Origin of the sequence: Cardinium endosymbiont of Oedothorax gibbosus (assembly GCF_936981045.1) — a bacterium.
In the GTDB taxonomy this organism is placed as follows: domain Bacteria; phylum Bacteroidota; class Bacteroidia; order Cytophagales; family Amoebophilaceae; genus Cardinium.
Window position 1 is genome coordinate 737711 of sequence record NZ_OW441264.1, and the last position, 13424, is coordinate 751134.

At 36.7% G+C, this 13424-nt stretch carries 10 protein-coding genes, 2 tRNA genes and 2 pseudogenes; 6 read left to right on the forward strand and 8 right to left on the reverse strand.

Annotation, left to right across the window (positions count from 1 at the left end; all coding sequences use genetic code 11):
* Positions 1 to 45 precede the first annotated feature (45 nt).
* Positions 46 to 123 (reverse strand): annotated as a pseudogene (locus NBW36_RS03435) (IS6 family transposase); the annotation flags it as partial.
* A 451-nt stretch (positions 124 to 574) separates the two neighbouring features.
* On the opposite strand from NBW36_RS03435, the gene priA reads away from it, so the two are divergent.
* Both priA and NBW36_RS03445 read left to right on the forward strand, forming a co-directional pair.
* The gene (gene priA, locus NBW36_RS03440; protein ID WP_250237804.1) at positions 575 to 2998 is read left to right on the forward strand and encodes a replication restart helicase PriA; all 2424 of its coding nucleotides are present in this window, start codon (positions 575 to 577) and stop codon (positions 2996 to 2998) included.
* A gap of 645 nt (positions 2999 to 3643) precedes the next feature.
* Positions 3644 to 4525, forward strand: a pseudogene (locus NBW36_RS03445) (IS982 family transposase).
* A gap of 481 nt (positions 4526 to 5006) precedes the next feature.
* Here NBW36_RS03445 and recJ read toward each other — a convergent pair.
* From recJ to pdhA, 3 genes are read right to left on the reverse strand one after another with little or no spacing between them, the layout of a single operon-like run.
* Complete coding sequence (recJ, locus tag NBW36_RS03450; protein ID WP_250237806.1) at positions 5007 to 6728, reverse strand: single-stranded-DNA-specific exonuclease RecJ; 1722 nt, start codon at positions 6726 to 6728, stop codon at positions 5007 to 5009.
* 27 nt (positions 6729 to 6755) lie between these two features.
* A complete protein-coding gene (locus NBW36_RS03455; protein ID WP_250237808.1) occupies positions 6756 to 7445 on the reverse strand; it encodes a tetratricopeptide repeat protein in 690 nt (229 codons plus the stop codon).
* Positions 7446 to 7450: 5 nt separating this feature from the next.
* Positions 7451 to 8461, reverse strand: coding sequence for a pyruvate dehydrogenase (acetyl-transferring) E1 component subunit alpha (pdhA, locus tag NBW36_RS03460; protein WP_250239104.1), 1011 nt, complete (start codon positions 8459 to 8461; stop codon positions 7451 to 7453).
* A gap of 666 nt (positions 8462 to 9127) precedes the next feature.
* Here pdhA and NBW36_RS03465 point away from each other — a divergent pair.
* Entirely contained in the window at positions 9128 to 9391 is a 264-nt protein-coding gene (locus NBW36_RS03465) for a carbonic anhydrase (RefSeq protein ID WP_250237810.1), read from the forward strand.
* A 16-nt stretch (positions 9392 to 9407) separates the two neighbouring features.
* On the opposite strand, the gene NBW36_RS03470 is transcribed toward NBW36_RS03465, so the two are convergent.
* The 4 genes from NBW36_RS03470 to pssA all read right to left on the reverse strand — a co-directional run bounded on the left by NBW36_RS03470 (position 9408) and on the right by pssA (position 11838).
* Entirely contained in the window at positions 9408 to 9650 is a 243-nt protein-coding gene (locus NBW36_RS03470; RefSeq protein ID WP_250237812.1) for a hypothetical protein, read from the reverse strand.
* A 122-nt stretch (positions 9651 to 9772) separates the two neighbouring features.
* Positions 9773 to 10138, reverse strand: coding sequence for a GNAT family N-acetyltransferase (locus tag NBW36_RS05660; protein WP_369127324.1), 366 nt, complete (start codon positions 10136 to 10138; stop codon positions 9773 to 9775).
* On the reverse strand, positions 10129 to 11121 hold the full coding sequence (trpS, locus tag NBW36_RS03475) for a tryptophan--tRNA ligase (protein WP_250237814.1): 993 nt from the start codon (positions 11119 to 11121) through the stop codon (positions 10129 to 10131). The genes NBW36_RS05660 and trpS overlap by 10 nt, the downstream gene beginning before the upstream one ends.
* A gap of 30 nt (positions 11122 to 11151) precedes the next feature.
* Positions 11152 to 11838 carry a CDP-diacylglycerol--serine O-phosphatidyltransferase gene (gene pssA, locus NBW36_RS03480; RefSeq protein ID WP_250237816.1) on the reverse strand — a complete coding sequence of 229 codons (687 nt, stop codon included), beginning with the start codon at positions 11836 to 11838 and terminating at the stop codon, positions 11152 to 11154.
* Positions 11839 to 12129: 291 nt separating this feature from the next.
* On the opposite strand from pssA, the gene NBW36_RS03485 reads away from it, so the two are divergent.
* From NBW36_RS03485 to NBW36_RS03495, 3 genes are all read left to right on the forward strand, one after another.
* Positions 12130 to 12212, forward strand: a tRNA-Leu gene (locus tag NBW36_RS03485).
* A gap of 201 nt (positions 12213 to 12413) precedes the next feature.
* Positions 12414 to 12488, forward strand: a tRNA-Val gene (locus NBW36_RS03490).
* A 138-nt stretch (positions 12489 to 12626) separates the two neighbouring features.
* Complete coding sequence (locus NBW36_RS03495) at positions 12627 to 13412, forward strand: M23 family metallopeptidase (protein ID WP_250237818.1); 786 nt, start codon at positions 12627 to 12629, stop codon at positions 13410 to 13412.
* Positions 13413 to 13424 lie beyond the last annotated feature (12 nt).

Here is a 13424-nt window from a genome sequence, read left to right on the forward strand (position 1 = left end):
CCCGAACTTAGGTCTATAGCTCAAGGAAAAACGATACTTCATCTAGACAAATAACAGGATGACTTCTGCTGAAGAACAATAGCCTTTAAAGTAAAGTAATAATTTGGGCGAAATATTAAACATAATAACTACTTTTTTAACTACAGATACTAAAAACGTGAGTTCGGGATTTATTTGACTGATTTGCAATAATTTAATATCAATTATTTAGTTAATATTTGCACCTATTTAACAAGTTTTTATATCTAATTTTATAAATATAATATATATAATAAACTGATTATCAGAATTATTTGTTATTAAACTACCTATTTAACTGTCTATAAAACAAATTTTATAAATTTTTATTAATATTGATTATCAAATGAAAAAATAATCTAATCCCGAACTCACGTTAAAATAATGATTTTTTAGAATAAACGCGACAGAATCTATTTTATACCGTAATTAAAATTATTGCCCATACTATCCTTAATGTTATTACTAACATTCCTTAACTTGACGCCTATGGTTGAACGAACACTTCCTATTTTTTATTTTAAAAACCTAACCATTCTAAAAAATTGCATTACACTTGAAAAAATTTGCAGATGTTATACTGCCACTTCCCATTAAACCTTTAACCTACCATATTCCTTCCATATACCAAAGTATGGTAGATATAGGCAGTAGTGTACTCGTATCGCTGCGTAGAGGAAAACTTTTGCTGGGTATTGTTATGAGATATCATAGTAACGCACCCACTTACCCTACTAAGGATCTATTAGGCGTAATCTACGAAACACCCTTATTTACACCTCAGCAATTGGCATTTCTAGAATGGATAGGCGCTTATTACGTATCTAGCCTTGGTGAAACCTTATCGCTTGCATGGCCTAAAGTCCTCAACGCTCCTAACCAAATAGTCTTTCAAATCAATAGAACCATTTCCCCAAATCAAACCTCCACAATCGAGCAAGCTATTATCACTGCGTTACAATACCAACCTTTATCTTATAGATCTATTGTCCAATTAATGGCGCCACAAGAAGCCAACAAAGCACTTATATCTTTATTATCCCAACGCTTGGTGCAGATAGTTGCCACGGCTACAATCGATCCGACAGATGACGACAACCTCTACTTTACCCTCTCTCCTACCCTCCATCTAGACGCACTTACCATCGCCAAGGTAGCACCACGATCCCCCAAACAACAAGCCCTTTTAGCTTATTTTTTACCTAAAAAAGAAAAATCGACTCTATATGCTTCTAAAAAAACGCTTTTAGCTTATTCCAAATCAGCCTTTCATGCTTTATTTAAGAAAGGAATTTTAATAAAGACTAGTCTGGACCATTTGTCTTCACCAATTTTTACTGCACCTTTAGCACCATTAGCTACTTTAACCGCATTTCAAAATAAAGCACTGATAAACATTCAAAAACAGTTTGCTGAAAAAGCAGTGGTACTCCTACATGGTGCTATAGGAAGTGGCAAAACAGAGTTGTATATGCATCTGATTACATCAGCATTGCGCCAACAAAAACAAGTCTTGCTTTTAGTACCAGAAATAGGTTTAGTAACGCATATAGTAGAGCGTATTAGACCTTTCTTAGGAAACTGGCTGGTGGTACATCACTCTAAACAGTCTGATAAAGAGCGTTTAAATACATGGTCTCGCCTGTTACACCAAACCACATTAATGGTGGTAGGGACACGCTCTGCACTCTTCCTACCTTTTAAGGCCTTACAACTCATTATTGTAGATGAAGAACACGATCCTGCCTATAAACAGAGCGATGCGATGCCTACTTACCATGCACGAGATAGTAGCATCCTATTGGCCCAACAGCATCACGCAAACGTTTTACTGGGTTCGGGTACACCTTCAATAGAAAGCTATTATAATACCCAATCTGGGAAGTATGGCCTGGTAACATTAGGCCATAGGTTTGGCACAGCAAGCCCTCCCAAATTATTTTTTATTGACCTGAACATAGAAAAAAAGCGTAAAGCTATGCGAGAAATTTTCTCGCTTACATTACTATCTCAGCTTCAAAAAAATAGTATAGAAGGTGGTCAAGCAATGATTTTTCAAAACAGAAGAGGGTATGCACGCTATTTTTTATGTGCCGCTTGTGGATGGATTCCCCGTTGCCTTACTTGCGCGGTAAGCCTTACCTACCACCAAGAGGCAAATCAGCTACGCTGCCATTATTGTGACTATGCTACACCTCCTTTTGGATCGTGCCACCATTGTGGATCTCAGCAGATACACAACATAGGCTTTGGTACAGAAAAACTAGAAGAGAGCTTACAACTTATCTTTCCGGAACAAAAAGTTGGGCGCATGGATTTGGATAGCACAAGAGGGAAAAATAGTTACCAATCTATTTTAAAAGAGGTTGCTTCTGGATCGATAGATATTTTAGTGGGCACACAGATGATGGCCAAAGGATTGGATTTGGCCAACATACGCCTTATAGGCATACTAGATATAGATGGATTACTCTACTTTCCTGATTTTAGATCCAATGAAAAATGTTTTCAATTGATTACACAGTTGGCAGGAAGAGCAGGTAGACGCAACCAACAAGGTAGTGTATTTATTCAAACCAGGCAGCCCCATCATCCCTTATTTCACTACTTATCTAATGGTGACTACGAAGGCATGTACAGAGCTGAGTTAGCAGAAAGAAAGCGGTTTCTATATCCTCCTTATGTTAGACTTATTAAACTAAGCTTAAGTTGTGTTGATGCCTCTACCTTGCAATTAGGCACCATTGCATTAAAAAAAATATTAGAAAAAAAGTTTGAGGGCATGGTACTAGGCCCTCAACAACCATTAGTTGGTAAGGTTAGGAACCACTTTTTATTGGATATATTTTTAAAAATACCGAGTAAAAATTTAGACACATTGCAAAACACAAAAGAAACCTTAAGGAGTGCCTGCAACTATGCATTGGGTAAAGGACTATATAGAAAAATCAAAACAGTATTAGATATAGATCCGATTTAGTCCAAATGCTTTCAAGGTCTGTTTGAGGTTAGCCTATTTTTCTTTAAAATAGCTAACTTGCAAAGCGTTATAAATTTTAATAAAACTAGAACGTCTCACCCGGGCTAAAAGTTAAGCCAGCAAGCAGCGTATAGCCAAGCTGTGCAACTTTTATGCATTAGCGTTTATAAATTAAATGAAACAGACACTGTGGCGTAAAAAATTTTTACACAGCCTGCAAGCTATCAATCTTATAAAAGATAAAGAAGATAAAACGGATACTAAATAAAATTTGCACATAAATGCCTAACATTTTATCGATAGAATCCCACGTTAGCTACGGTTATGTTGGTAATAAAGCCGAAACCTTTCCTTTAACCTGAGTTCGGGATTATATTATTTTTTCGTTTGATAATCAATATTAATAAAAATTTATAAAATTTGTTTTATAGACAGTTAAATAGGTAGTTGAATAACAAATAATTCTGATAATCAGTTTATTATATATATTATATTTATAAAATTAGATATAAAAACTTGTTAAATAGGTGCAAATATTAATTACGTCAGTTCGGGATTAAATGTTTATAAATTGTGTTAAAAAAGCCCCTTTGTGTTTTAAATTTGGAGATCAAGTTTGTAGTAAAATTAACAAAGGAGCCAGTTATGAATGTAGCAAAATTAGTAGAAATATATTATGCTGTTGATGAGTTTTTAAAAAAATTTATGCCCTATACGTAAAAACAGCTCTTACCCACTTCAGCAAGAAAACCCACTAGAACCTGTTCATTAACTTTAAGTGAAATAATGACTATAATTATTGCCTTTCACGTGATTGGTTTTAGAAATTTTAAGGCTTATTATCTTCATTTACAGCAGTTTCATTCTAATGAATTTAAAACATTAGTAAGCTATAATAGGTTCATCGAACTGGTTCAAAGAACCTTGATTACCTTTTACTTTTTTACCAAAAGTCTTTCTAAAACCCAAACAGGCTGTTACTTTATGGATGCTACGGCTGTCAAAGTTTGTAACATCAAAAGAACCCATTCTAACAAGGTTTTGGCATCAATTGCTACTAAAGGTAAAACCAGTACTGGTTGGTTTTTTGGCATCAAATTACATTTGATAGTCAACGATTTAGGAGAGGTTATGAACTTTCAACTCACTACAGGTAAAACTAATGATAGGCTTCCTGTAGAAGATTTATGTAAACGCTTGATGGGTAAAATGTTTGCCGATAAAGGTTACATAAGCAAAGATTTGTTTGAAAAACTGATGGAAAAAGGCGTGGAACTCATTACCCAGATCAGAAAAAATATGAAAAATGCTTTTATGCCACTCTGGGATAAACTGATGCTTAGAAAACAATCTATAATTGAAACCATTATAGATCAGCTCAAAAATATTAGCCAAATAGAACATGCCAGCCATAGAAGTATACCTAATTTTTTGGTCAATTTGATAGCTGGAATTACAGCTTATGGACTAAAAGAGAAAAAAACTTCTATAACTAGAATATATATGGCTGACTTTCAATACGTATAATCCCGAATTCAGGTTATTAAAAAAACAGTACTCTATTGCATTTTCTACTGCTTACCACCAAGGTCTACAAGGGCAGGTTGAAGCACGTTTGCAACAATCCATTAGAGAAGTAGGCAATTTTTGGTTCACTGCTTGGGCCAACGCAGGTGCGCCCAGCTTAAATGATCTTATTAACCTGAGTTCGGGATTAGATTATTTTTTCATTTAATAATCAATATCAATGAAAATTTATAAAATTTGTTTTATAGACAGTTAAATAGGTAGTTGAATAACAAATAATTCTGGTAATCATTTTATTATATATATTATATTTATAAAATTAGATATAAAAACTTGTTAAATAGGTGCAAATATTAACTAAATAATTGATATTAAATTTTTGTAAATCAGTCAAATAAATCCCGAACTCACGTTATTACCAATGTAGCTATTCAAGATGAAGAAGAGAAGCTGCTGCAAAAAGGAATAATTTTAGAAGGGATTAGGGTATGTAGGGATTGATATATGCTGCTTCTTTAATATCCTTTACCATAAGCTGTAAAGATTTATTACCTAAGTAATAATTATACCCTATGGTATAGGCTATAGAAAATGGTTTCCCAGTGGAAACTAGTGGTAGATAGGGACCCAGTCCAAACCCTATCGCTTCATAGGACTGTGCACAATCTATTTGGTAAAGCTCCATCTTAAGATGCTTTCCTTTTATCGCGTGAAATTTGCGGGCATAAACTTTTTCACTAGCAAATACTGGCGTAGCATTTCCTGGACCAAAAGGAGCCATTTGCATCAATATATTAACAAATTTTTGCGTAATGGCCTGAAAGGGAATAAGGGCATGAATGGTTTGTTGAGGCATTAGCAAATCATCTGTTATGGTTTGTGATACCACTTCCTCAAATTTTTTCTGAAATTTAGTCATATGTGTTAGTGGCATAGTAAGACCTGCAGCAAACGCGTGGCCACCATATTGGTGTAAAAGCCCACTACAGGCGGAGATGGCTTCATAGATATTATAGCCAGGTATGGAACGTGCAGAGCCAGTAGCCTGACCATCAGACAGTGTTAAAATCACAGTAGGCCTGTAACACTGTTCAATGCAACGGGACGCTACAATGCCAATAATACCTTTATGCCAATCTGGATTAAAAAGCACATTGCTCTTGCTTTGATAGGGCCTATTTTCTATCATAGCCAAGGCTTCTTGTGTAATGGTATAGTCAAGCGATTGGCGTAAGAGGTTCTGCTGGTCAATAGACTGCGCTAAGTGATAGGCTTTTACTGCATCCTGTTCTATAAGTAACTGAACAGCCAAAGCGGCATGGCTCATGCGTCCAGCAGCATTAATCCGTGGGCCTATTTTAAAAACAATATCGGAAATGGTAATCGTAGTGGCAAAAATCCCCAATTCTATTAATGCTTGTAGCCCTGGACGAGGATTCGTTTCCAACTGTTTGATGCCAAAGTAAGCTAAAATCCTGTTTTCACCTACCAATGGAACAATATCACAAGCTATACTAACCGCTACAAGGTCTAAATAAGTATAAAGGATGTCAGGGTTGCATCCGTATTGTTTACAAAAAGCTTGTAATAGTTTAAAGCCTATACCACAGCCTGATAATTCTTTAAAGGGGTAAGGACAACCTGACTGTTTTGGATCTAAAATGGCATAAGCTAGTGGTAAGGTGTCTCCTGCTTCATGGTGGTCACAAACAATCACATCTATGCCCCGTTCAACCGCTCGAGCAATGGATGCATAAGCCTTTATGCCACAGTCTAGGGTAATGATCAGTTTAATACCCTCTTGATGTGCTTTTTCTATGGCTTGCATGGAAACGCCATAGCCCTCCACCATGCGGTCTGGCACATAATAACTTACCGCTGTACCAGGTAATAATTGAAGAAAACCATAGACCATGGCCACAGCTGTGGTACCATCTACATCATAGTCACCATAAATTAATATTTTTTCTTTTTTGCTTAGCGCTTGGTGCAAACGGGTTACCGCTTGTTCCATGTCTTGCATTAAGAATGGATCATACAACTGCGCTAAAGAGGGGCGAAAAAAACACCTAGCAGCTTCAAAAGTTTCTATTTCCCTATGTAACAAAATGGCAGAAATAGCAGAAGGAGTACCCAGTACCTTTTCTAATCCTGCTACCTGATCAGGCTCCTTAAAAGATTGAATGACCCAACGTTTCTGCATAAGCGCAATAGAAAGAAGTTGATCCAACTAGAAAAGTACAGACAAACGACTGGCTTCTTTAATAGCCAAACCACTGCCATACCCAGAGGTAGGATATTTTTCTACTATCTCTTGATAGCAACCATAGGCATTTTTATATTGCGCATCTGCTTCAAAAACGATAGCTGCTTTAACCAAATAGCCAGGGGTATATACACTGTTTGCTTTATAACGAGCAGCCTTCATGTAATAGATAGCCGCTTGCTTATAGTTTTTTTGTTCACTATAGGCATCACCCATCACACACCAAGCACGGGCTTGTAAGATACAATCTCTAGCTTTAAATCTACTTAAAAAAGAGCGCGCTTGATCATATTCCTTTTGGTGCATGTAGGAAACCCCTACATAAAAACAAGCTAAATTGGCGGTTTTAGTATAAGGGTATTGTTTGATGACTTCTAAAAAGCCTTTGTGGAAGCCATCCCCGTTTAGTGCCTTATCAAAATCACCGGCTTCAAAATGATAGATCGCTTGAAAAACATCATCCTGTGCGTTTAAATTTTTGGCTTCCCTTAGATAAAAAAACCAAAAGAAAGAAGCCGCTGCAAAAAAGGTTACACACAAGCCAATGATATACAATTTTCGTTTGTCACAATTTAGAATGCCTATTGTTTCTTTTACTTCTTTATGGTCTTTTGAAAGGCTTCTAGGAATACTGTTGATGTCTATTGTTTTCATAAAGTTTAATGCTGTAGAAATGGATAATCAGTCTGTTTGTAAACATAATGGTAAACAGTTGCTCGATCTGGAAAGGAAGATGCCTCTGCAAAAGCAACGGCTTGCGCAATTTGATCTTTGACTTTGCGCTCAATCGTTTTCAATGCTGCTTCATCCATAACTTTATTTTTTAGAATCAACGCTTTAAACTTAAGAATAGGATCTTGCCTCTTATAGGCCTCTACCTCTTCTTTCGTGCGATAGGTAGCAGGATCAGACATGGAGTGGCCCTTATAGCGGTAGGTTACAAATTCCAACAAACTAGGTATACCCTTTCTAGCCTTTAAGGCTGCTCGCTGAACAGCACGGTGTACTGCTTCTACACATAATCCATCTAAGCGCTCTGCTTCCATAGCATAACTGCTACCCAATCGATAGAGTTCCGTGACATTAGAACTTCGTTCTACTGAAGTACCCATAGCATATCCATTATTTTCAATGACGAAAATAATGGGTAACCTATAGAGCATGGCTAAATTGAAGGATTCGTGGACCGCACCCTGGCGCACTGCGCCGTCTCCCATAAAGGTAATACAAAGGTTGCCTGTTTTTTTATATTGCTCCGAAAAGGCAATACCCACCCCTAAAGGAACATGCCCGCCAACAATGCCATGACCACCTAAAAAATGACAAGCTTTATCGAACATATGCATGGAACCACCATGTCCTTTAGAGACACCAGTAGCTTTACCATAAAGTTCCGCCATTACATGATTTGGACTAGTTCCCAATGCAATTGGATGGGCATGGTCACGGTAAGCCGTAATATATTTATCTCCCTGGCACAGTGCCGTCACAGCGCCAGCTATACAAGCTTCTTGCCCTGTGTAAAGGTGGCAAAATCCTCTAATTTTTTGCTGCCCATAGAGCTGGGCTGCTTTGTCTTCGAATTTACGTATTAGCAACATCATTTCATACCATTGCTCATAAAAGGAAGAAAGATCTGTTGCGTCAGTAGGCGATAAAGGAGGTTGCATTTGAGCTATAGTTGACGATACCATGATTATACTTAGTTGCTATCATTTGATACATCTTCTGTTTCCAAAGGATGCTTAATTTTTTACTTTGCCTAGAAATTTAGAAGGATGTACCCTATCGTGCTACAAATTTATCCAAGTAGTCACAAAAAATCAAAAGAAAATCCACCCACTAAAACTATATCAGAAGGATAGAGCTATACCTAAAGCCAGTAGTAGGCACCTTTAGATAGGTACTTAGGATAAATTTTGAAACCTGAGTTCGGGATTAGATTATTTTTTCATTTGATAATCAATATCAATGAAAATTTATAAAATTTGTTTTATAGACAGTTAAATAGGTAGTTGAATAACAAATAATTCTGGTAATCAGTTTATTATATATATTATATTTATAAAATTAGATATAAAAACTTGTTAAATAGGTGCAAATATTAACTAAATAATTGATATTAAATTGTTGTAAATCAGTCAAATAAATCCCGAACTCACGTTTGAAGAAAATTTTTAAAATGACATATTTATATGAACGTTCTCAAAACCTGTACAGAAAGTTTATAGGAACATTTCATTTAGGCCTTGAATTTTCAGTTTTATCATCCAATTTAAAGCTCTACTTTAAATTGGATGATGTTATTTTAATCTTGTTTAAATTTAAGTAAGTCTATGGAACATGATTTTAAAAAAATATTACAAGGCTACAAGGAATTTAGAAATAAATACGTTAATGCGGATGCATCTATTATGTATAATTTGCATCGTAATGGACAACAGCCTAAAATTATGGTGATTGCCTGTTGTGATGCTAGAGTAGATCCAGCTTTAATATTGCAATGTGATCCAGGGGATTTATTTGTGGTGCGTAACGTGGGCTTTGGCGGAATAGAAAAACTACGATGCAACAATCCAAAAAATAGTTACAGGGTTTAATACTAATTTTTATTTGCTACACATAGATTTGTATCTCTTTAACCAATGGTGTCAACTTAAGGGTGATACCATTGGTTGAACAATGTACCCGTCGTTCAGCCTCGTGGCAATGTTGTGAAAAAATAGAAAAACGTGCCTTGTAAAAAGTTGCGACTAGAAATGTGTTTACAAAGATGATCAGAAAATCAGGTTGGTTGGGTATGCAGGGTAGATGCTGATTTTCCAACTTTAAGGCCGCACTTTTAGAAAATTTTTGCATCAGCGCTTGATTTTTTGCCTACTTTTTGATTAATCAAAAAGTAGGATATAAAAATTCATTTTTTACCGCTCATCTGAACAGATACCTGAATAATAGCATGCTAAGGATATAATATTCAAATATTATAACTTTTTACTTAAAAATATACAGCTTGCACCATTTGCATAACCCGACCTGACAAAGTCAACTTTATAGCCTAGGCGTTCATAAAATTTTTGAACACCTAGAAAACTCATGGTACAAACGGTTGCCATAGAACAGCGTTCCTTGTGGCCAAGTTTATGAACCCGCTCCATAAGTTGACTCCCTAAGCCCCGGTTGCGATAATCAGCATCCACCCAAAGTTGATCAACATAAATCACACCATAGATGATATCGCCATTTACACCTACCTTAAGTTGTTTGGCTTCGTCTCTTATAAAAAAACCAAAAGGATAAACTGCTTTAAACCCTTCAGCTGTTTCATTTAGTTTACGCCTTAAAAAGATTGAATACCTATCGCTTCTCGCACCATTGCTATCGTTACTTTAGCCAATTGAGCTGCTTTTGCGGTACCTTGATGGAGTATTTCTTTTACTATTTTAGCATCCAAGTTATTCCTTTTTTCTCTGATTGGTGCTAATAAAAGTTGTAAACTATCATTTAAGATATTTTTAATCACTACATCACCTAACCCACCGCGTCTATAGTCGGCTTTTAAATCGGCAACAGATTCTTCATCACTATGAAAGGCATCCAAATAGGTAAATACAACATTCCCTTCTACACGGCCAGGGTTACTAGCTTTAGCATGGTTAGGATCTGTATACATTTGAAAAACTTTTTGTTTGATCACTTCTGGTGGGTCGGAGAGTGCAATGGCATTGTCCAGTGATTTGCTTGACTTGGATTTACCATCTATACCCACTAATCTAGATGTTTTACTTAAAACCGCCTTACATTCTTTTAAAACGTTGGTATGATAAATCTTATTAAAACGCCTAACAATTGCATTGGTTTGTTCAATCATGGGCAATTGGTCGTCCCCAACCGGTACCAACTCTGCTTGAAATAGGGTAATGTCTGCCGCTTGACTGACCGGATAACAGAAAAAACCTGCCGGAATAGCTTTATTGTACCCTTTTTGCTGGATTTCATACTTTATAGTAGGGTTTCGGTGCAATTGACGCAAGGTAACAAGGTTGAGATAATAAACCGTTAGCTCTGCGATTTCTGATATTTGAGACTGTACTACAATCGTTGTTTGGTTAGGATCAATCCCAATACTTAAATAATCTTTAGTAAGTTCAACAATATTTTGGGTAATTTTTGCTGGATTATCAAAATGATCCGTTAAGGCTTGTAGATCTGCCACTAAAATGTACTGATCATACGTACTTTGTAACTTGATTCTGTTTTGCAAGGACCCAATATAATGGCCTAAATGGAGCCTCCCAGTTGGTCTATCACCCGTTAAAATTTTCTTTTTCATGCTTATGTAACCCTATTATACACATCTTTTTTATCCTATCTTAGCCTTACATAAGGCATACAATATATACAACCAAACACTAAAAAAAAATCCTTCAACATGCATAGCAACTGCTAATAGTGTCCATAGCGCTATTAAACAATAACGAGACCTATTGGCTTGAAAGGAAAACCCTTGAAATTTTAAAGCTACAAATGGAATATTGGCAACCAATAGATAAGCAAGCAGCATGGTTAATAAAGGCAAAACCAAGGGCTGCGTTAACCCATTGACCAAGTTCGGATAAAGGGCGCGCTTTAAAATAATAGGCAATGTCGCTACTATCGTAGCACTAGCTGGTGTGGGCAATCCTACAAATTGATCTACTTGTTTAGGGTCCACATTAAACCTAGCCAACCTAAACGCAGAAAAGACAACTATGAACAAAGCTGTATAAGGGCGATAAGGACAGCTTTCGTAGGTTTTGATCAACATATAAAGAATGGCTGTAGGCAACATCCCAAAAGTAATAAGATCTGCCAATGCATCTAATTGCTTGCCAAAGGCAGACTGCGCGCGCAGCAGTTTTGCAGCAAAGCCATCCAAGAAATCAAAACAAGCACCTATAAAAATGCTATAAGCAGCATATACCAGATGCCCGTTTAGGGCCAATAGGGTGCCTATAGCACCACTGATTAGGTTTAAAACAGATAAACAATTGGGAATATATTTTTTCATATTTTAGTACATTGAAATTAACCATTGTGCAGCGGCTGCTATAGGATGTTAAAATCATGCTGTTACAAGTAGTAGCAATATAACTGATTTATGCTCGATATTAAAATCATAGTGGTATCTATCTGTGTCAGCACTTTACTGTATCCTACAGAAAATCTGAAACTGCTTGACAATAGAGGCATTCAGCCTTACAAATTATCCATTCAACATTTGGCAAATACCCTAATATATATTAAATTAGGTAGCTTTATTTCGCTTGAAATATCAAGCATTAAAGCAGCTAGAATTTTTGCGCATGTGGTGAAAGTAGGTATACACGCTATCTTGAGGGGGTGGTGCTTTCGGGCATGGGGGTTCGAGTCCCCCCGTGCGCACGGGAGAGGAAAATCAGAAGCCGCCCTGCGGCCCCCATTAAATGGTTTTTCCCTGCAGCTGTAAGGTCTATTTTCTGGCCGCAACTTTTTCCAAACAGTGTTTTTTCTTGTTTCGTGTTTTCAGAAGGTTGAACCAATTGTTAAAGTAGGTGTTAAGGCGTAACATTAAAGCACTTAAGCGTAGGCTTGTAAAAGCCCTTGGGGCGGTTAGCTCAGGTGGTTTAGAGCATTCCGTTGACATCGGAAAGGTCGTTGGTTCGAATCCAATGCCGCCCACAATATGGACAATATTTAAAACAGCTGCAGTCCTAAGTAGTAGAGATGGTTTTTAAAACCGCATCAATAAATACTAAAATAAATTGATCATTGCGTACCCATAGAAGATTTCTGGATTATTTCGAATGTAGGTATCAGTTGGTTATTCGGAATATTGAAAATTTTGCGGAGCATATAACGCCTCCCTTTAGTTATGCAACCCTTATTACAGTATTTTTATCTTGGTTGTGCATAAGTTTTGGCCTCAGCCTATGGCTGGCTAAAACCGTTTTAGCCAAATGGATGAGCCCCATCTATATAGAAACAGAAAATCAAAAAAAAATACTTTCCTTGGCTACTACAGTAGAAGCGTTGGAGCAGCAAATTACCTCCCAAACAAAGTTTATTGCCACCCTTCAAAAAATCATTCAAGGAAAATCTAAACACCCACTTCGTCCTACAGCCCCTTCTACTATTCTGGAGCCACCAATAGAAACCGCCTCAAAAGCAGAGCCATCTGTAGCAACAGCAACCGGCTCGAAAAGGCCTATTGAAAATAGGCCACCTTTATTGTTTCCCCCTATTAATGGAATGATTACAAAACCATTCCATAGGGAAGGCAACCATTATGGAATTGATATTGTAGCAAAAGAAAAAGATCCTATTAAAGCGATATCAACCGGAATCGTCATTTTTGCTGATTGGTCCGTTGATACAGGATGGGTTATTGTGATTCAACACTATGATAACATGGTTTCAATCTGTAAACATTGTGCCATTTTATTTAAAAAAGTTGGTAACTTGGTTAGAGCAGGTGATGTAGTAGCCCTTATGGGCAACTCTGGAGAAATTTCTACGGGGCCACATCTGCACTTTGAGCTTTGGAGAGAAGGCTTTGCACTAAATCCGGAAGACTATATTAATTCCCAAAACAATGTTCAATAACAAAATAAAAAG

Bases quoted from the DNA above. Each gene is read 5' to 3' on its own strand.
- trpS (WP_250237814.1), bottom strand. From the start codon at position 11,121: ATGAAAAAGAAAATTTTAACGGGTGATAGACCAACTGGGAGGCTCCAT.
- pssA (WP_250237816.1), bottom strand. From the start codon at position 11,838: ATGAAAAAATATATTCCCAATTGTTTATCTGTTTTAAACCTAATCAGT.
- NBW36_RS03455 (WP_250237808.1), bottom strand. From the start codon at position 7,445: ATGAAAACAATAGACATCAACAGTATTCCTAGAAGCCTTTCAAAAGAC.
- NBW36_RS03465 (WP_250237810.1), top strand. From the start codon at position 9,128: ATGGAACATGATTTTAAAAAAATATTACAAGGCTACAAGGAATTTAGA.
- pdhA (WP_250239104.1), bottom strand. From the start codon at position 8,461: ATGCAACCTCCTTTATCGCCTACTGACGCAACAGATCTTTCTTCCTTT.
- recJ (WP_250237806.1), bottom strand. From the start codon at position 6,728: ATGCAGAAACGTTGGGTCATTCAATCTTTTAAGGAGCCTGATCAGGTA.
- NBW36_RS03470 (WP_250237812.1), bottom strand. From the start codon at position 9,650: ATGCAAAAATTTTCTAAAAGTGCGGCCTTAAAGTTGGAAAATCAGCAT.